Source organism: Staphylococcus agnetis (assembly GCF_011466855.1).
Classification (GTDB): Bacteria; Bacillota; Bacilli; order Staphylococcales; family Staphylococcaceae; genus Staphylococcus; species Staphylococcus agnetis.
The window spans coordinates 1776986-1793933 of the sequence record NZ_CP045927.1 but is presented as its reverse complement, the minus strand read 5'-3'; the positions used below and the strand labels follow the sequence as shown (position 1 = coordinate 1793933).

Here is a 16948-nt window from a genome sequence, read left to right as displayed (position 1 = left end):
ATGCATACAAATGTGAACATAGGTAGAGATATTTCATGTGCGGTGTTAACCGTTTCAGATACAAGAACGCAAGAGACGGACAAAGGTGGCAAATTAGTAATACAATTGCTCAATGAACTGAACACGCACATTTCGGAAGATTGCTACAAAATTGTAAAAGATGACCAATCTGCAATCCAATCACAAGTAACAACATGGTTAAATGACGGTGTTGAAGTGATTATTACAACTGGTGGCACAGGAATTGCACAACGAGATTGCACCATTGAAGCTGTTAAACCGTTATTACAAAAAGAAATCGAAGGCTTTGGAGAGTTATTCAGATATTTAAGTTATGCAGAAGATGTAGGAAGTAGGGCTTTGTTATCACGTGCTATAGGTGGTTCTGTAGGGTCACAATTGGTGTTTTGCTTACCTGGTTCTACAGGTGCGGTGACATTAGGCATGCGAAAATTAATTATGCCAGAACTCAATCATCTTGTTCACGAATTGAATAAGTAGTATCTATAAGACAATAAGTGGGACGAAAATCGGATGATAGCAGGTAGATTTGACGTCCCAACGCATTGTCTTTATGTCATTATACAGTGTGCTATTGTGAGGATGAACGATTAAAATCGGATTTGCCACCTGTTTTTTCAATAAGGTATGTCTCTCCGATAATCATCCCTTTATCAACGGCTTTACACATATCATAAATGGTTAAAGCTGTAATAGAGGCTGCTGTTAATGCTTCCATTTCTACACCCGTTTTACCAGTAGTAGAAACTCTGCTAGTAATATGAAGTGTAAAGTGTGTGTCCTCCTGACGCCATTCATATTGGATATCTATACCTGTAAGTGGAAGGGGATGACACATAGGAATGATTGTAGCAGTGTTCTTTGCAGCCATAATACCTGCGATTTGAGCTGTATTTAACACATTCCCTTTTTTAGCTGTATTGTTAATGATTTGATTATAAATTGTATCATTGACTTGAATGCTTGAATGCGCAATGGCAGTACGTTTCGTTATATCTTTGTGGGAAACATCCACCATTTTTGCATTGCCTTGTGTATTAATATGCGTAAATTCCGTCATGTTATACCTCCTTATTAAATCAAGGATAGTATAGCATGAAATACAATAAATGTTAGGAGTGTACATTATGACACTTGAAAAAAGACAACCAATTCCTGTTATCGAAGCGATACAGCGTTGTGTAAAAGAACAGATACGTCTACCTAAAACAAGAGTTGATTTATATGAAGCAGATGGATATATCCTCGCTGAAGATATTGTAGCCACATACGACATTCCGAGGTTTAATAAATCACCCTATGATGGCTTTGCGATAAGAAGTCAAGATACTGTTGGTGCAAGTGGCACAAATCGTATTGCTTTTAAAGTGATTGATCATATCGGTGCAGGATCAATCTCTGAAGCAACATTAGGTGAAGGAGAAGCTGTGCGCATTATGACTGGAGCTGAAATGCCACAAGGTGCAGATGCGGTTGTGATGCTAGAACAAACGGTACAAACTGATGAAGGCTTTACGTTACGGAAACCTTTTACACCCCATGAGAATGTTGCTTTAAAAGGTGAAGAAACGACGACAGGTGATATTGTACTGAAACAAGGACAACGTATTAATGCAGGGGGCATTGCTGTTTTAGCAACTTTTGGATACCGACATGTACCCGTATTTACGAAACCCTCGGTTGCCATCATTGCGACAGGCAGTGAATTGTTAGATGTGGAAGATGAACTTGAACCTGGTAAAATACGTAATTCTAATGGTCCTATGATACATGCATTATTAAGAGCAGAAAATATCTCGTCATATGTCTATAAAATTCAACAAGATGATTTTGAAAGTAGCTTAGATGCGGTGCGTCAAGCGGTGCAAAAACATGACATTGTGATTACTACTGGTGGTGTATCCGTCGGTGATTTTGACTATCTTCCAGATATTTATCGTGCGCTAAATGCGACCGTACTCTTTAATAAAGTTGCCATGCGTCCTGGTAGTGTGACGACGGTAGCGGTGACGGAAGACACGTATTTATTTGGACTTTCAGGTAATCCCTCGGCATGTTATACAGGTTTTGAGCTGTTTGTGAAACCTTCAATATATCGGATGATGGGTGCGACGCATTACTACCCAGCAATGGTAAATGCTACATTAATGGAAGATTTTAAAAAACCTAATCCATTTACGCGTTTTGTACGTGCAACGGCAACATTAAATGGAAAAGAAGCGACTGTGAAGCCATCAGGATTTAATAAATCAGGTGCTGTTGTAGCTATTGCGCATAGCAATGCGATAATGGTATTGCCAAGCGGTACACGCGGATATATAACAGGACAACGTGTAGAGGCCTTGTTAACAGCAACGGATTATTATCAGCAGGATTTATACGTATGATATTACAAGTTGTAGGCTATAAAAACAGTGGGAAAACCACACTTGTCGCACATGCCGTACGTTTTTTCAAAGCACAAGGTTACCCCGTAGTTACGATTAAACACCATGGTCATGAAGGTGAGGAAATTACATTACCCACTAACAATGTCGATCATATGAAACATTTTATGGCGGGTGCAGATCAAAGTATTGTACAAGGTCATGATTTTATTGAGACAATACAAAAAAATGAGGGAATCGCCTTAGAGACTTTAATAAAAGACTGTGTTACGATAAAGAACAGTATCATTTTAATTGAAGGTTATAAGCACGCGCCTTATGATAAAATCATTTTATATCGTAATGAAGCTGAGTTACATGCATTGACACAATTATCAAACGTTAAATATCGTATTCAACGATTAGAGACTGACATCGATTATAGTCATGTTGATGCAGTGTTACAAACATGGTTATCAGAAGCAAAGGATGATTAACTTGAAACAATTCGAAGTGACATCAGAACCCCTCCATCCTGAACAGTATCGGGAATGGACGTTAAATGAAAATCAAGGTGCAGTTGTTGTGTTTACAGGTCATGTTCGTGAATGGACTAAAGGCATTCGTACAGAGCACCTTGAATACGAAGCCTACGTACCGATGGCAGAGAAAAAACTAGCGCAAATTGGTGATGAAATTCAAGAACGATGGCCTGGAACGATTACAGCCATTGCACACCGTATTGGCGCATTAAATATAAAAGATATCGCTGTTGTAATTAGCGTATCTTCGCCACACCGAAAAGATGCCTATCGCGCAAATGAGTATGCGATTGAACGCATTAAAGAAGTTGTTCCGATATGGAAGAAAGAAATATGGGAAGATGGTGCTGAGTGGCAAGGGCATCAGCGAGGCTATCATGATGACGCAATCAACCAAGGAGGCCAATCGTGAAAATATTATATTTTGCTGAAATTAAAGAATTGTTAGACCGGTCAGAAGATCATTTTCATTTTGATTATGAAGTAACGGTTGAAGCATTAAAATCTCACTTATATCAAACGTATCCTGTAATTCAAGGAAAGAAATTTCAAGTTGCTGTGAACGAAGAATTCGTTCAAGCAGATGAAGTGATTAAGCCGAATGATGTGGTGGCATTGATACCACCAGTAAGTGGAGGTTAAGCTATTCCAATGAAAGCCATTATTTTAGCTGGAGGCGAATCCACGCGCTTCGGTACACCTAAAGCATTTGCAAAAATAGACAATCAAACATTTATTGATAAAATATACCACACACTCGTGTCGACCAATATGTTTAATGAAATCATTATTAGTTCAAATGACACGTTAGCACCGCAATTTGACACGTTTACGGTTATTACAGATGTACCGCAACACAAAAGTAAAGGGCCGCTAAGTGGTTTATATTCAGTCATGTCTCAAACAGATGAAGATTTATATTTTGTGGTGTCCGTCGATACACCGATGATTACGGATAAAGCCATTAGCCAATTGTACCAATTTTTAATTTCTAATTTGATTGAATCTCAATTAGTGGTTGCAGGATTCAAAGCCGATGGCCATCCAATACCAACGATCGCGTTTTATCATAAGGCCATATTGCCTGAAATAGAAGCGGCGTTACATGGGGAAGATTTTAGTATGCGTCGTGTATATCAAGCTGTTTCTACAGATTGGTTAGATGTGACGAAAGTTCAGGCACCATCGTATTGGTATCGGAATATTAATTATCAAGAAGACCTTTTAGCATTAAAAACAGAAATCAATCGATAAACGAGAGGGGAGGCGCAATAATGACCGATCAAATTTTAGATAAATTAGGACGTCCTATCCGTGATTTGCGCATTTCCGTAACAGATCGATGTAATTTCAGATGTGATTATTGTATGCCTAAAGAAATTTTTGGGGATGACTATGTATTTTTACCTAAAGATCAACTTTTAACATTTGAAGAAATTGCGCGAATTACGCAAATTTATGCCTACCTAGGTGTTAAAAAAGTACGCATTACGGGTGGGGAACCTTTATTACGTCGTGATTTAGATCATTTGATTCGATTATTGACGCGCATTGATGGTATTGAAGACATTGGATTGACGACAAATGGCTTATTATTAAAAAAACATGGTCAAAAATTGTATGATGCTGGTCTAAGAAGGATCAATGTGAGTTTAGATGCAATTGATGATGCTATTTTTCAATCAATCAATAATCGTAATATTAAAGCACGTACCGTTTTAGAACAAATTGATTATGCTGTTTCTATAGGATTTCAAGTCAAGGTGAATGTGGTCGTTCAAAAAGGGGTTAATGACGACCAAATCATCCCAATGTTAGACTATTTTAAAGATAAACGCGTTACAATACGTTTCATCGAATTTATGGATGTAGGTAATGATAATGGATGGGACTTTTCTAAAGTAATTACAAAAGACGAGATGTTAAAAATGATAGAAACGCATTTTGATATTGAACCAGTTCAACCTAAATATTATGGTGAGGTGGCGAAATATTATAGACATAAAGGTGCGACATCTCAGTTTGGTTTGATTACAAGTGTATCAGATTCATTTTGTTCGACTTGTACGAGAGCGAGACTGTCATCAGATGGAAAATTTTACGGTTGCCTCTTTAGTTCGGTTGAAGGTTATGATATTCGAAAACTGTTACGTAGTGGTCTTGATGACGATGAAATTGAAGCTAAAGTGAAACAGCTTTGGCACTTGCGCGACGACCGTTACTCAGATGAACGAACAGCGCAAACAGTAGAAAATCGACGGAAGAAAAAAATCAATATGAATTATATTGGTGGTTAATCACTATAATACAAAAGAGCAATGAGTACACTTTATTTCCAATGTGTTCATTGCTCTTTTTTAATGATAATTTGTGAGGCATAAGTGCATTGATATGAATAAAGGTAAGCTCCTAAATAATGCGGCAATCATGCCTTGATAGAACGATACCTTGGATAGACTTAATCATCTTAGCGTTTATTTTTGGAAAAATCAATTTGTGCTAACAATGGATCGTGATCACTGGCACGACCTGACATATCAGTAAAATCACTGTTGACATGTATCATGTCTAATTTAGAACGTGATTTTAAATGCTTAGATACAAAAACATGGTCTAGCGTCTGCGCATTTCCTTGGTAATTATAAGAATAACGTGATGTTGAGGGTACGCTGTTCACGAGATTCACCATTTGATATTGTTCGAATGTTTTAAGCGCTTGCGACCATTGGAAATCGTTATAGTCTCCTACAGAGATGATGTTGGCTTTCGGATTTTGAGATTGGACGTGTTGTACAAATTCTCCTACAGCTTTAGCCATTTGCACACGTTGTATTTCGCTACGGCGCTCAGCAGGTTGTTTTTTACCAAATAATGGATCATCTCCATTTTTAGAATTCCAATGATTTACAATTGCAATAATTTGTTTACCTTTAAATGTAAATTCAGCTGCAAGTGGTTTTCTAGAATTATTAAATGCCGGATTCGATGGTGCTATGCGACCAGGATTATGTGATAAATGTCCGTCTCTATAGCTCACGCTCGTTTTGGCATCTCCAGGCTTAATATTCTTGTTGAAAGAGACGCGATCGGGACGATAAAGAAAACCGACACGTATGTTTGCATTAGGTTGACCTCCGTCTTGGTTCATTTCTGGATCTATACTTTTAAAAGCATACGTTGGACCACCATCTGCTTTAATGGCATCAATTAAGCGTTGGTAGGATTCATTTGCTTCAGGACCTCCAACACCAGGACCGTCATTATCTTGTACTTCGGTTACCCCAACAATATCAGGATTTTTCATATGACTGACAATACCATGCGCTAACTTTTGTGCTTTATCATCCGTCGTTGAGTTGGGATTGTTAGAAAAGTTTTCAAGATTATAAGATGCCATCGTCAATTTATCCTTTGAAGGCGTTAATGATGTGCCTTGTGGCTGTGCGGGACCTTTGACATGCGCTTTTTTCATAGTATCATAATCAATATTAATCTTGTAATTTTGATAGCCATAGTTGACATATCCAATCAATGGTCCTTTGAATTGATCACCTGTTGACACATCAAAGTTACGTGTTTGTTGTAAAGGGCCATGTACTTTAAAAGGAATGCGTTGCCCATTGGCACTACGTTCTTTTAATAAGATGCCATCATGGATGGTTTCTTTACGTACATTATCATTTACAGTAAAAATATCTCCATGCTCTTGCGGTCCGACGCTGCGAACATTATCTACTTGAACGCGCATACCTTCTAGTGATTCCCAATAGTCTAATGCATATTTTTTCGGATTAAAGCGTCCATCTGTAGAAGCTATTTTAGATGGTACTCGTTTAATTTTTATAGGTTTTGGTAAAGGTTGATTGTTACGAATCACTTTGATTTTACCTTGTTTACTATATCTTGCATCGATTTCAGTTAAAGGTTGGTCCGTTTTTTGTTTTTCTTTATACCCTTCAATGGGATATTCAGATACAAGGCCCGAGACTTCAACAGCATCTCCAACTTTGACACGAGGTTTTTCTTTACCCGCAAAAACTATAATACCTTCAGACGTGTTTGGGTTATTGTCCGCTAAATGGTCAGGCGTTTGTAAATGAAAGTAATGCTGTCCGTTAAGCGTATATTGAAATGTGACAATTCCTTCAACGCCATCTACATGCTGATTTGCATATTTTGATACATATGTATCGCCTTGGATATCGTGAATTTGAAGTTTCGTTGATGTGTGCGCATCAATAGGTGTTAAAGCGATTGTAGAACTTATTAAACCAATAGAAAGACAGGAAACAAATAATTTCTTCACCAAATAACACTCCTAACAATTTATTAATTTATTTAAGTATATCAGTATCAATATTTATTTAGATTAAAAACATGTAAAAAAAGGGTAAAATCATTTTAAAATTAGGGTTTTAAGCACAGGGTTCTTGAGCGTCGCTTATCATAAATACAATGGTTTATTCACATAATAAGACGACATAACGGGTATTGATGTAGAAATCAAATACTCGTTGCGCATAATAGCGTGTGCGATAGATATAATGTATCGCGCCATAGATTGTCGTTAGCACGCTATATTGAGTACTGTACGCAAGCCACATTAGGATTTCAAGCATGCATATTAAAATGATGTATGTTGTGTTTTGATATGAGAAATCATTGAATCGTATAGTTGATCGAGTATCTCAACTGTCCGATAATATTCTTCTTCTGAAATATTTAACGCTTCAAGGTGTTGTTGTTGTAGCGTCGCGATTTTAGAGGTCATGTGTTCATAAACGTCCTGTCCTTTAGGAGAGAGTTGAAGTAATTTTTCTCTACGATCTTCCCCAGTTCGTGCAACAATCCATTCACGTGCTTCAAGTGCTTTTAAAATTTTACGTGTGGTTGGTTTTTCAATGGACCGACGTTTTGAAATTTGTACAAGTGTTGTATCAACGTTGACTGCGATATCTTTAAGAATCAACCATTGCGCAGGATGTAAGTCATAGTCGGTCATTATAGGTTGAACCATTTTTATATAAGGACGGTAAAGTTTAGTGAAACTGTCAAAAAGTAATGAAGGTTTCATAGATAACTTCCTTTCAGTATTAACGTTAATCGTATTATATCATGCATATTGGAAAGCGCTTTTGATACTAATTAAGATTTAAGGTAATGGTAAATGAGGGTATACGTAAGAGCTATTATGGTAAAACTTTGATAAAATAGAAAGTAAGACGTAATTGAGGAGGAGCACATATGGTCGATATCGAACTGGATCATATTATTCATTATGTAAAAGGGCTCAATCATTTTGAATTTCCGGAAGAATTTCTAAAAATTCACAAAGGCGGGCAACATGAAAAGTTAGGGACATTTAACCGTTTAGTCCAAATCGACCTATCGTACATAGAACTGATAGATGTTTTTGATAAAGGTAAAATAAAGCATCAATCTAAAACACAAGAGGGAAAATTGTCTTTTGCAACTGCTGTTATGAAGAATGGTTACAAACAAGGGTTTAAAAAAATTTGTTTTCGTACAAAAGATATTCACCTATTAAAAACACAGTTTCAAGAACGTGGGTTGCAAACGGTTGGTCCTGTAAAAATGACGCGATATAATAAAAAAGGCCATCTTATAGAATGGAAATTACTCTATGTTAACGACCATGCGTATGATATGATGATGCCCTTTTTCATTCAATGGAACCAAGATGATGAAAGTCGCTACGAAGACTTAAAAGATGTATTTCAATCTCATTTGAACATTGATATGGTAGAGTTTAAAACGCACCAACGTCAAACAATGGTTTATAATTGGAAACGGTGGTTTGATATGGAAACCATTGAAGAAACTGATAAACATACGGTTTTATACAGTCCAGCTAAAAAAGTAAAATTTAAAATTACTGAAGGCCGGCAAGATGTGATAGATACGGTATATATCACAGATACAACGATAGAGGCACCTGTTTTAATACGCACGCATGGCGCAAATTATCAATTTATTCCAAATTAAGCGTAGATGACAAGATAAATCGTTCGAATTAACCAACCTATATGAATCAATGCTAAAATGAGTGCGATGCATGCTATATATAATTGCCACTTCGATTCATGCAATAAAATAAAGAAAATAGCTAATACAGTCGTTAAAGCTACTAGCATAATACGCAAACTCAAGAAATCTATTTTAATCATATAAATCATTGAAATCATGAATACAATAAGTTGAATGAGTGTTAAAATAATTAAAACAATATTTCTCATGTGAAGGCCTCCATTTTCAATTTAAGTATAGCATATCCTTTTATGAATATAAGAAATGGATATACCGCTTAGGTTAAAATAAATATGGGCAAAGCAGATTTAAAGGAGTCAGTAGATATGAAATTAATCAATATCACGGATCAAGAACATGATGCATTTGTGAAAAATCATCCAAATGGTGATTTGCTTCAACTCACAAAGTGGGGTGAAACAAAAAAATTAACAGGATGGTATGCAAAACGCATCGCAGTAGGTGAAAATGGAGATATCAAAGGCGTCGCTCAACTTCTTTTCAAAAAAATACCACGTACACCTTTCACACTATGTTACGCTTCTCGCGGTTTTGTCGTGGATTATTCAGAAACATTAGCTGTGAAAACATTGTTAGCTGAAGCCATCAAACTCGCTAAAGCTGAAAAGGCATATACAATTAAAATTGATCCAGATGTAGAGGTAGACGAGGGACATTCAGTTGTAAACAGTCTTAAGTCTTTAGGGTTTAAGCATAAAGGTTTTAAAGATGGTCTTTCTAAAGATTATATACAGCCACGTATGACTATGATTACACCATTAGATCAAACGGACGATGCTTTAATTAAAAGCTTCGACAACCGTAATCGTTCTAAAGTGCGCTTAGCTTTAAAACGTGGAACAAAAGTAGAACGTAAGGGCCGTGAAGATTTAAAGATTTTTGCGGATTTGATGAAAGAAACGGGTGCACGTGATGGCTTTTTAACGCGAGATGTCTCTTACTTTGAAACAATTTACGATGCGTTACATGAAGATGGTGATGCAGAATTGTTTTTAGTAAAACTTGAACCGAAACCTGTTTTAGAAGAACTACGTGCAGAACGTCAAGAACAAGATAAAGAAGAAGCAAGATTGAAAGCCAAAAAACAAGATAAAAAAACATTGAATAAAATCAATGATTTGAAAAATAAACAACAAAAAACGGATAGTTTAATTCAGGATTTAGAAAATCTGGAGCGAACACATCCTGAAGGGCGATATTTATCTGGTGCCCTTTTAATGTTCTGTGGTCATAAATCTTATTACTTATATGGCGCGTCATCTAATGATCATCGTGATTTCTTACCAAATCATCATATGCAATTTAAGATGATGCAATATGCGCGTGAAAAAGGTGCTAAAACATATGATTTTGGCGGAACAGATAATAATCCAGATAAAGATTCAAGTCATTATGGCTTATGGACGTTTAAAAAAGCTTGGGGTACTTATTTAAGCGAAAAAATAGGTGAATTCGATTTTGTGTTAAACCCGATTGTATATAAAGCAGTAGAACAGTTTAAACCGCAATTAACACAATTAAAAATCAAAATCATACGTAAGTTGAAAAATTCATAAGTAGATAGATAAAGCGATGAAGTGACCTCAAATGAAACATACTTCATCGTTTTTTATATATAGTGTTGTGATTCAGTGCACATAAATCATCACGTTTTGAGTATATAGATAGGTAAATAAAGCATTTAGAGGAATAAAGGGGCGATGTAAGTGATTAAAAAGTTGATAGATTTTTCACTATCAAATCAATTTGCAATTATGTTAATGGTATTACTCGTTATTTTGGGCGGGGTGTATTCTAGTTTCAAAATGAAATTAGAATTGTTGCCAGATACTGAACCACCTATGATGACAATTACAACCACAATGCCAGGTGCTACACCTGAGACGGTGATGAAAGAAGTCAGTAATCCTATAGATGAAGAAATTAGGGGAATGGCGGATGTAACAAGTGTAAAAACAGAATCTTTATCTAACGCATCGTTGATCACTGTCAAATTTGATGATCAAACTGATTTAGATAAAGCAGAGCAAGAATTACAAAAAACGCTTCAAAAAATGTCTTTACCTGATGGTGTGAAAGACCCTGAGATTAAGCGGAATTCAATGTATGCATTTCCTGTTGTCGCGTATTCATTTATAAATCAACATAATGATGTAAAAGCAACGACAAAGGCTGTAGAGGATGAGTTGATTCCTAAATTACAAGAAATTAAAGGTGTGCAACGAGCGACGGTAAATGGTCAGACATCACGTCAAGCTACAATAACGTTTAATGATCAAAAACTCCAAGAAGTCGGATTAAACCAGCAACAAGTTTCCGACTATATTAAAAATGCTTCGAAAGAAACGCCTTTAGGATTATTTCAATTTGGCAATACTGAAAAATCAGTAGTCATAGATGGTCAATTTACATCAATGGATGCGCTTGAAAATCTAGAAATACCATTGGCAATTGCATCGCAACCGCCTTCATCTATGGGGCAATCTGATAATAAAAATCAAGGGCAAAGCGAGAATGGGACAAATTCCCCTCCTATGGTTGCATCCCAAGGCGGGAACAATTCATCACCACAGGAGACGGTACCATTAAAATCACTTGCGACTATAAAACTTCAAGATGAACGCAAATCTATATCAAAAACAAATGGAAAAGATGCTGTGGACGTCCAAATTGTTAAAGCTCAAGATGCCAATACAGTAGCTGTAGCGAATGAAGTGGATCAAACGATTAAAGACTTTGTTAAAACACAGGACAACCTTAAAACAGTCAAGATCATGGATACTGCAAAGCCAATTAAAGATGCGCTATCGACGATGATTGAAAAAGCATTGTTAGGTGCCATCGTTGCAATTATAGTGATATTGCTATTTTTAAGAAATATCAAGATGACTGCCATCTCTGTCGTATCGATTCCATTGTCTATTCTGATCGCAATGGTTGCATTAAAGCTTATGGATGTTTCATTAAATATTTTAACGTTAGGTGCTTTAACTGTGGCAGTCGGCCGAGTGATTGATGATGCAATTGTTGTCATTGAGAATATCTATAGACGATTAGCGAAAAAGGATGAAAAGCTCACAGGTGACCCATTAATCATTCAAGCGACGAAAGAAGTATTTATCCCGATTATGTCATCAACGATAGTGACCATCGTGGTCTTTTTACCACTCGCCTTTGTAACAGGTTCAGTAGGTGAAATGTTTAGACCATTTGCGTATGCGGTAACATTCAGTTTACTTGCGTCATTACTTGTATCTATCACAATCGTACCTGTGCTAGGATCAGTATTTTTTAAAAATGGTTTAAGAAAGCAACCGAAACATCATCTTGGAAAGTTAGGACAGGGATATCGTCGTGTTTTATCATGGAGCCTGAATCATAAGTGGATTGTTATTATTTTAAGTACTCTGCTATTAATCGGTAGTGTGGTGCTCGGTAGTATGAAAATCGGTACGAGCTTTATTTCTACTGGTGAAGATAAATTTATGGCATTAACCTATAAGCCAAAACCAGGTGAAACCAAAGACGATGTATTAAAAAATGCTGAACAAGTTCAAAAGTATTTGAATCATAAACCACATGTGAGAAATGTACAGTACTCAGTGGGTGGCCCTTCTCCGGCTGACCCTACAGGAAGTACGAACAGTACCGCATTAATGGTCGAATATGATAGTGATACACCGAATTTCAAAACAGAACCAGAGCGAGTATTAAAACATATTGCCTCATATCATCATGCAGGAGATTGGCAAAATCTTGATATGAGTACAGGAACAGGCTCCAATCAGCTCGAAGTTCAGGTTACAGGCCCATCTACAGAAGCGATAAAAGGTACTGTAAAAAAGGTTGAGCAACGCATGGCTCAAGTGAAAGGTTTAACAAATGTGAAATCAGATTTAACCGAAACTTATGCGCAATATGAAGTGAAGATAGATCAACAACGTGCAAGCGAAAATGGTATTACAGCAGGACAGCTTGCACTATTACTGAATCAAAATATACCAGATATGACCATTTCAAAAATTAAAGCTGACCGTCAAACATATGATGTGGTTGTTAAGCAAAACAAAGAGACGCAATGGACGCAGAAAAAACTCGAAAATACACCGATACCGTCACCTCAGAATCCAAATCTTAAATTGAGTGACATTGCGCAATTACACCAAACGACGACGCCAAATGCACTTGTGAAAGAAAAAGGGGATTACACGAGTACGATTACTGCGAATTTTTCTGGTAAAGATGTCGGAACAATAACACAAGAAGTCTCTCAAAAACTTTCAAAAATGGACACACCGCACAATGTTAAAACTCAAGTTGGTGGCACCAATGATGATATCACTGAAGCATTTTCTCAATTGTTACTTGCGATGGGTGCAGCAATCATTATTGTTTATTTAGTATTAGTGCTAACGTTTAAAGGTGGACTTGCGCCGTTTACAATTTTATTTTCATTACCATATACCGTTATTGGTGTGGTGATTGCGTTAATAGCGACAGGAGAAACCCTTTCGGTGCCTAGTATGATTGGTTTACTGATGTTAATCGGGATCGTTGTCACGAATGCAATTGTATTGATTGATCGTGTCATCAATAATGAAAAGTCAGGCATGCCAATGCAAGCAGCATTAATAGAAGCGGGTGGAACGCGTATTAGACCTATATTAATGACTGCAATTGCAACGATTGGCGCATTAGTGCCGTTACTTTTTGGACAAAATAGCTCAGTATTAATTTCTAAAGGGTTAGCTGCCACAGTCATTGGAGGACTATTATCTTCAACATTATTAACGTTAATCGTAGTCCCAGTGATATACGAAATCTTTTTTACTTTAAAAAATAAATTTACGCGTAAAAAGGCAAATTGACGAATTCTTATGATTTTGGTAGGCTATTAGAAATACGTTGACTACTATATTGTAGTATTGCCATATAGTCTATCACTTGTTTCAGCCTAAATTATGCGTTAACCATAAAAGGGAAGCGTGCATCCTTAAGAGGTCATGTTCTTCCCTTTTATGTATCATTACGCCATTTAACATGATATTCAAAGGGGGACATCTTATGAAAGAAACATCAATTTTAAAGCGTATTCCAGAAAGTTACTTTGGAAAAACGATGGGGAAAGCGGTGGAACATGGACCTTTGCCTTTGATCAATTTGGCAGTAGGTATTCCGGACGCCAATACGCCTGAACGTATTTTAGATGCACTCACAGATGCCATTCGGGTACCAGAGAATCAAAAATATTTGGCATTTCAAGGTAAAAGTACATTTAAACAAGCTATCGTCCGTTTTTATCAACGTCATTTTAATGTGTCGTTAGATCCTGAAACGGAAGTGTGTTTATTTTATGGTACAAAAAATGGTTTGGTGGCGCTACCTACTTGTGTTATTGAGCCAGGGGACGAGGTATTATTACCAGATCCAGGTTATACAGATTATGAAGCGGGTGTCTTACTTGCTCATGGTCAGCCACATGCGATGAAATTGTATCCAGAACATGGGTATCTTCCGCAATGGGATAAGTTAGACACCTCTCAAGCTAAGTTAGTGTATTTAACTTATCCGAATAACCCTACTGGCTCTGTTGCGACACCCGAATTCTTTCAAGAGACAATAAATCATTTTGAAGGTACAGAGACGATGATTGTCCATGATTTTGCTTATCAGGCTTTTGGTTTTGATGCAGCCAATCCTAGTATTCTTGCAGCAAAAGGTGCGAAAACACGTGCGATTGAAGTGTTTTCATTTTCAAAGGGCTATAACATGTCGGGGTATCGTGTAGGTTTTGCAGTAGGAAATGAAGATATGATACGTCAATTGAAAAAATATCATACACATACACAAGCGGGTATGTATGGGGCGTTACAAGATGCATGCACCGTTGCGTTAAATGAATGTGACGATGTGTTGCGTCTTCAAGCACAAACGTTTAAAAAGCGAAGAGATATTATAGAGGAAGCACTAACGGTCGCGAAAATTCCTTTTGAGCCAATTAAAGGTGGCATATTCTTGTGGTTGCCATGCCCTCCAGGGTTTACGAGTGATCAATTTGTAGCATATTTATTAAAAAAGTGTTCTATTTTAGTAGCGCCGGGTCATCCGTTTGGCATACAAGGGGAAGGTTATGTGCGTGTGTCCTTTGCAATTGATGAAGTACAGTTAAAAGAAGCACTGCGTCGACTGACATCTATTGCTGAATGCTACCATTCTTGAACATGATAAATGAGTATAAAGTGGAGAAGATATAGAAAAAACCTTAAAAGTTGATACCTCAATCACAACTTTTAAGGTGAATATTAAAGGGACGTTAAATATGAAGCGTCATTTATAAAAGTACAATTGCTAAAATGACATAAATAACAACTATGAGTACGGTCATCATATTTAATATGTCTACGCCTTTTTTATCATTTTTTCCGTGTTTGAATGCAGTTGTCTCTACGTTAGCAACTAATAAGAGTAACACGACAAACACCCACCATGTCATCCATGTGTAATAAATTAATGAAGTTGCAATGACAATTATTAAAATGAGTCCCATTAAGAGACGTAAAATTGTTGCTAACTTTACTTGCATTTTAAATATGCTAATGTAACTGATAACTAAATATAATATCGGCAATAAAAGGAAGTATATGAGCATTGGTTTGTCCTTTCTAAATCTATTGATGAGACGATTGATGTGATTGTGGGGAACGGTCTTGTTCCATTTTCAACCGTACTTCAGAAATTTTATGTTCAATAGATTCCATTTGCTTGATTAAAGGGTCAATATGTTGTCCCATAGATTCACGTTTTTCTAAATCACCTTGTAATCGAACATAATCTAATTTGAGTTCTTGTAGTTGGGCTTCTAAATTCATAAAACTAGCCTCCTTTTGTCTTCAACATTATAACATGCATCAATAAGGATAATGAAATGAATATGATAAATGATGTATTGATTCATTTAAATTATATCAATAATTAACGAAAGAGGGGGATGGTGTGACAGAGCGTTTTATAATGATTTTATTACTCATAGCACTAGGATATATTTTGAAACGTATTGGATATGTTAAGGGGTCGGAAGCAAAAGTGATGACGACAATTGTTCTGAACGTTACATTACCCGCAGTCGTTATTGTAAATTTAAATGGTGCCACGTTAACACCTTCACTATCCTTGTTGCCCATTTTGATGATATTGTACGGCATTATAACTAAATTGATAGTCATCATATTGTTTATTAAATATAACAATGAAGTAAGAGGTACTGTGGCGATGCTGATGGCTTCTTTAAATATTGGGATATTTGCATATCCACTTGTAGAACAAATGTGGCCGAAATATGGTTTACTGTATTTTGGTATGGCTGATATCGGTGGTGCCATTCTCATGTTTGGTGTTACATATATCATCGCAGGATATTTCAAAAATGCGGAAAGTACATTAAACATTAAGACAATCGTTTTAAAATGTTTAAGTTCTATCCCATTAATGACTTATAGCGTGATGATTTCTCTTTGTTTGTTAACAATTGAATTTCCACCCATTATCATCGATTTCTTTGACTTGCTTGGAAAAGCCAATTTACCATTATCGATGATGTTATTAGGTGTATTATTAGATTTTAAAATTGAACGTCGTTATCTACCATTGACGTTTAAATATGTAGGTATACATTATGGTTTAGGGCTCTTGTTTGGGAGTCTCGTCTATTTCTTTTTACCAGTTTCTGATGACATGATTAAAACAACATTGATATTGATTTGGTTATTACCTGTTGGGGTAGCCACACTATCTTATGCTGTACAGTTTCAGTATCGCACATTGCCGATGATTGCCATGGCGAGTAACATGACTGTAGTGATTAGTATAGGGATTCTATATATGTATCAACATTTCTTTCTTGCAGTACCTTAAGTGGTTTATCCTAATATAAAATAAACGCCTTCAACGTAT

18 protein-coding genes are annotated in these 16948 nt (G+C 36.4%); 12 read left to right on the top strand and 6 right to left on the bottom strand.

Annotated elements, in window-relative coordinates; genetic code table 11:
• Positions 1-501 carry a MogA/MoaB family molybdenum cofactor biosynthesis protein gene (locus tag GJE18_RS09215; protein ID WP_103345601.1) on the top strand — a complete coding sequence of 167 codons (501 nt, stop codon included), beginning with the start codon at positions 1-3 and terminating at the stop codon, positions 499-501.
• Between the two features lie 91 nt (positions 502-592).
• Here GJE18_RS09215 and moaC read toward each other — a convergent pair whose 3' ends face one another.
• Positions 593-1081: a cyclic pyranopterin monophosphate synthase MoaC gene (gene moaC, locus GJE18_RS09210; RefSeq protein WP_107368271.1), complete on the bottom strand. Its 489-nt coding sequence runs from the start codon at positions 1079-1081 to the stop codon at positions 593-595.
• Between the two features lie 67 nt (positions 1082-1148).
• Here moaC and GJE18_RS09205 point away from each other — a divergent pair, with 67 nt between their 5' ends.
• From GJE18_RS09205 to moaA, 6 genes are read left to right on the top strand one after another with little or no spacing between them, the layout of a single operon-like run.
• Positions 1149-2408, top strand: coding sequence for a molybdopterin molybdotransferase MoeA (locus GJE18_RS09205; protein WP_060551620.1), 1260 nt, complete (start codon positions 1149-1151; stop codon positions 2406-2408).
• Positions 2405-2884 (top strand): molybdopterin-guanine dinucleotide biosynthesis protein B, encoded by a 480-nt coding sequence (gene mobB, locus GJE18_RS09200; RefSeq protein WP_060551619.1) that lies wholly within the window; start codon positions 2405-2407, stop codon positions 2882-2884. Before GJE18_RS09205 ends, mobB begins: the two co-directional genes overlap by 4 nt.
• Position 2885: 1 nt before the next feature.
• On the top strand, positions 2886-3341 hold the full coding sequence (locus GJE18_RS09195; protein WP_060551618.1) for a molybdenum cofactor biosynthesis protein MoaE: 456 nt from the start codon (positions 2886-2888) through the stop codon (positions 3339-3341).
• Positions 3338-3571, top strand: coding sequence for a molybdopterin converting factor subunit 1 (moaD, locus tag GJE18_RS09190; RefSeq protein ID WP_037567072.1), 234 nt, complete (start codon positions 3338-3340; stop codon positions 3569-3571). The genes GJE18_RS09195 and moaD overlap by 4 nt, the downstream gene beginning before the upstream one ends.
• A 9-nt stretch (positions 3572-3580) precedes the next feature.
• Positions 3581-4183, top strand: coding sequence for a molybdenum cofactor guanylyltransferase MobA (gene mobA / locus GJE18_RS09185; RefSeq protein WP_060551617.1), 603 nt, complete (start codon positions 3581-3583; stop codon positions 4181-4183).
• A 20-nt stretch (positions 4184-4203) separates the two neighbouring features.
• Positions 4204-5226: a GTP 3',8-cyclase MoaA gene (moaA, locus tag GJE18_RS09180; RefSeq protein WP_060551616.1), complete on the top strand. Its 1023-nt coding sequence runs from the start codon at positions 4204-4206 to the stop codon at positions 5224-5226.
• A 170-nt stretch (positions 5227-5396) separates the two neighbouring features.
• On the opposite strand, the gene GJE18_RS09175 is transcribed toward moaA, so the two are convergent.
• Positions 5397-7238, bottom strand: a complete 1842-nt coding sequence (locus tag GJE18_RS09175; RefSeq protein WP_107368272.1) for an endonuclease/exonuclease/phosphatase family protein — start codon at positions 7236-7238, stop codon at positions 5397-5399.
• A gap of 315 nt (positions 7239-7553) precedes the next feature.
• Positions 7554-8003 (bottom strand): MarR family winged helix-turn-helix transcriptional regulator, encoded by a 450-nt coding sequence (locus GJE18_RS09170; RefSeq protein WP_060551614.1) that lies wholly within the window; start codon positions 8001-8003, stop codon positions 7554-7556.
• A 170-nt stretch (positions 8004-8173) separates the two neighbouring features.
• On the opposite strand from GJE18_RS09170, the gene GJE18_RS09165 reads away from it, so the two are divergent.
• The gene (locus GJE18_RS09165; protein ID WP_165886137.1) at positions 8174-8935 is read left to right on the top strand and encodes a VOC family protein; all 762 of its coding nucleotides are present in this window, start codon (positions 8174-8176) and stop codon (positions 8933-8935) included.
• Here GJE18_RS09165 and GJE18_RS09160 read toward each other — a convergent pair.
• The gene (locus GJE18_RS09160; protein WP_060551612.1) at positions 8932-9186 is read right to left on the bottom strand and encodes a hypothetical protein; all 255 of its coding nucleotides are present in this window, start codon (positions 9184-9186) and stop codon (positions 8932-8934) included. The two genes, GJE18_RS09165 and GJE18_RS09160, sit on opposite strands and share 4 nt — an antisense overlap.
• 117 nt (positions 9187-9303) lie before the next feature.
• On the opposite strand from GJE18_RS09160, the gene GJE18_RS09155 reads away from it, so the two are divergent.
• The 3 genes from GJE18_RS09155 (at position 9304) to GJE18_RS09145 (ending at position 15217) form a co-directional block, all read left to right on the top strand.
• Positions 9304-10554, top strand: coding sequence for a lipid II:glycine glycyltransferase FemX (locus tag GJE18_RS09155; RefSeq protein WP_103345593.1), 1251 nt, complete (start codon positions 9304-9306; stop codon positions 10552-10554).
• A 150-nt stretch (positions 10555-10704) separates the two neighbouring features.
• Entirely contained in the window at positions 10705-13866 is a 3162-nt protein-coding gene (locus GJE18_RS09150) for an efflux RND transporter permease subunit (protein WP_165886136.1), read from the top strand.
• A gap of 196 nt (positions 13867-14062) precedes the next feature.
• On the top strand, positions 14063-15217 hold the full coding sequence (locus tag GJE18_RS09145) for an aminotransferase class I/II-fold pyridoxal phosphate-dependent enzyme (RefSeq protein WP_060551609.1): 1155 nt from the start codon (positions 14063-14065) through the stop codon (positions 15215-15217).
• 112 nt (positions 15218-15329) lie between these two features.
• Here the strand turns inward: GJE18_RS09145 and mspA are convergent, their stop codons facing one another.
• Positions 15330-15647, bottom strand: coding sequence for a membrane stabilizing protein MspA (mspA, locus tag GJE18_RS09140; protein ID WP_060551608.1), 318 nt, complete (start codon positions 15645-15647; stop codon positions 15330-15332).
• Between the two features lie 19 nt (positions 15648-15666).
• Positions 15667-15867 carry an SE1832 family protein gene (locus GJE18_RS09135; protein WP_060551607.1) on the bottom strand — a complete coding sequence of 67 codons (201 nt, stop codon included), beginning with the start codon at positions 15865-15867 and terminating at the stop codon, positions 15667-15669.
• Positions 15868-15991: 124 nt separating this feature from the next.
• Here GJE18_RS09135 and GJE18_RS09130 point away from each other — a divergent pair, with 124 nt between their 5' ends.
• On the top strand, positions 15992-16909 hold the full coding sequence (locus GJE18_RS09130) for an AEC family transporter (RefSeq protein ID WP_060551606.1): 918 nt from the start codon (positions 15992-15994) through the stop codon (positions 16907-16909).
• Positions 16910-16948: the final 39 nt, after the last annotated feature.

What these genes read in the sequence shown, in the direction of transcription:
- GJE18_RS09215 (WP_103345601.1), top strand. Translation starts at nt 1, where the DNA reads ATGCATACAAATGTGAACATAGGTAGAGATATTTCATGTGCGGTGTTA.
- moaC (WP_107368271.1), bottom strand. Translation starts at nt 1,081, where the DNA reads ATGACGGAATTTACGCATATTAATACACAAGGCAATGCAAAAATGGTG.
- GJE18_RS09205 (WP_060551620.1), top strand. Translation starts at nt 1,149, where the DNA reads ATGACACTTGAAAAAAGACAACCAATTCCTGTTATCGAAGCGATACAG.
- mobB (WP_060551619.1), top strand. Translation starts at nt 2,405, where the DNA reads ATGATATTACAAGTTGTAGGCTATAAAAACAGTGGGAAAACCACACTT.
- mobA (WP_060551617.1), top strand. Translation starts at nt 3,581, where the DNA reads ATGAAAGCCATTATTTTAGCTGGAGGCGAATCCACGCGCTTCGGTACA.
- moaA (WP_060551616.1), top strand. Translation starts at nt 4,204, where the DNA reads ATGACCGATCAAATTTTAGATAAATTAGGACGTCCTATCCGTGATTTG.
- GJE18_RS09170 (WP_060551614.1), bottom strand. Translation starts at nt 8,003, where the DNA reads ATGAAACCTTCATTACTTTTTGACAGTTTCACTAAACTTTACCGTCCT.
- GJE18_RS09165 (WP_165886137.1), top strand. Translation starts at nt 8,174, where the DNA reads ATGGTCGATATCGAACTGGATCATATTATTCATTATGTAAAAGGGCTC.
- GJE18_RS09160 (WP_060551612.1), bottom strand. Translation starts at nt 9,186, where the DNA reads ATGAGAAATATTGTTTTAATTATTTTAACACTCATTCAACTTATTGTA.
- GJE18_RS09155 (WP_103345593.1), top strand. Translation starts at nt 9,304, where the DNA reads ATGAAATTAATCAATATCACGGATCAAGAACATGATGCATTTGTGAAA.
- GJE18_RS09145 (WP_060551609.1), top strand. Translation starts at nt 14,063, where the DNA reads ATGAAAGAAACATCAATTTTAAAGCGTATTCCAGAAAGTTACTTTGGA.
- mspA (WP_060551608.1), bottom strand. Translation starts at nt 15,647, where the DNA reads ATGCTCATATACTTCCTTTTATTGCCGATATTATATTTAGTTATCAGT.
- GJE18_RS09135 (WP_060551607.1), bottom strand. Translation starts at nt 15,867, where the DNA reads ATGAATTTAGAAGCCCAACTACAAGAACTCAAATTAGATTATGTTCGA.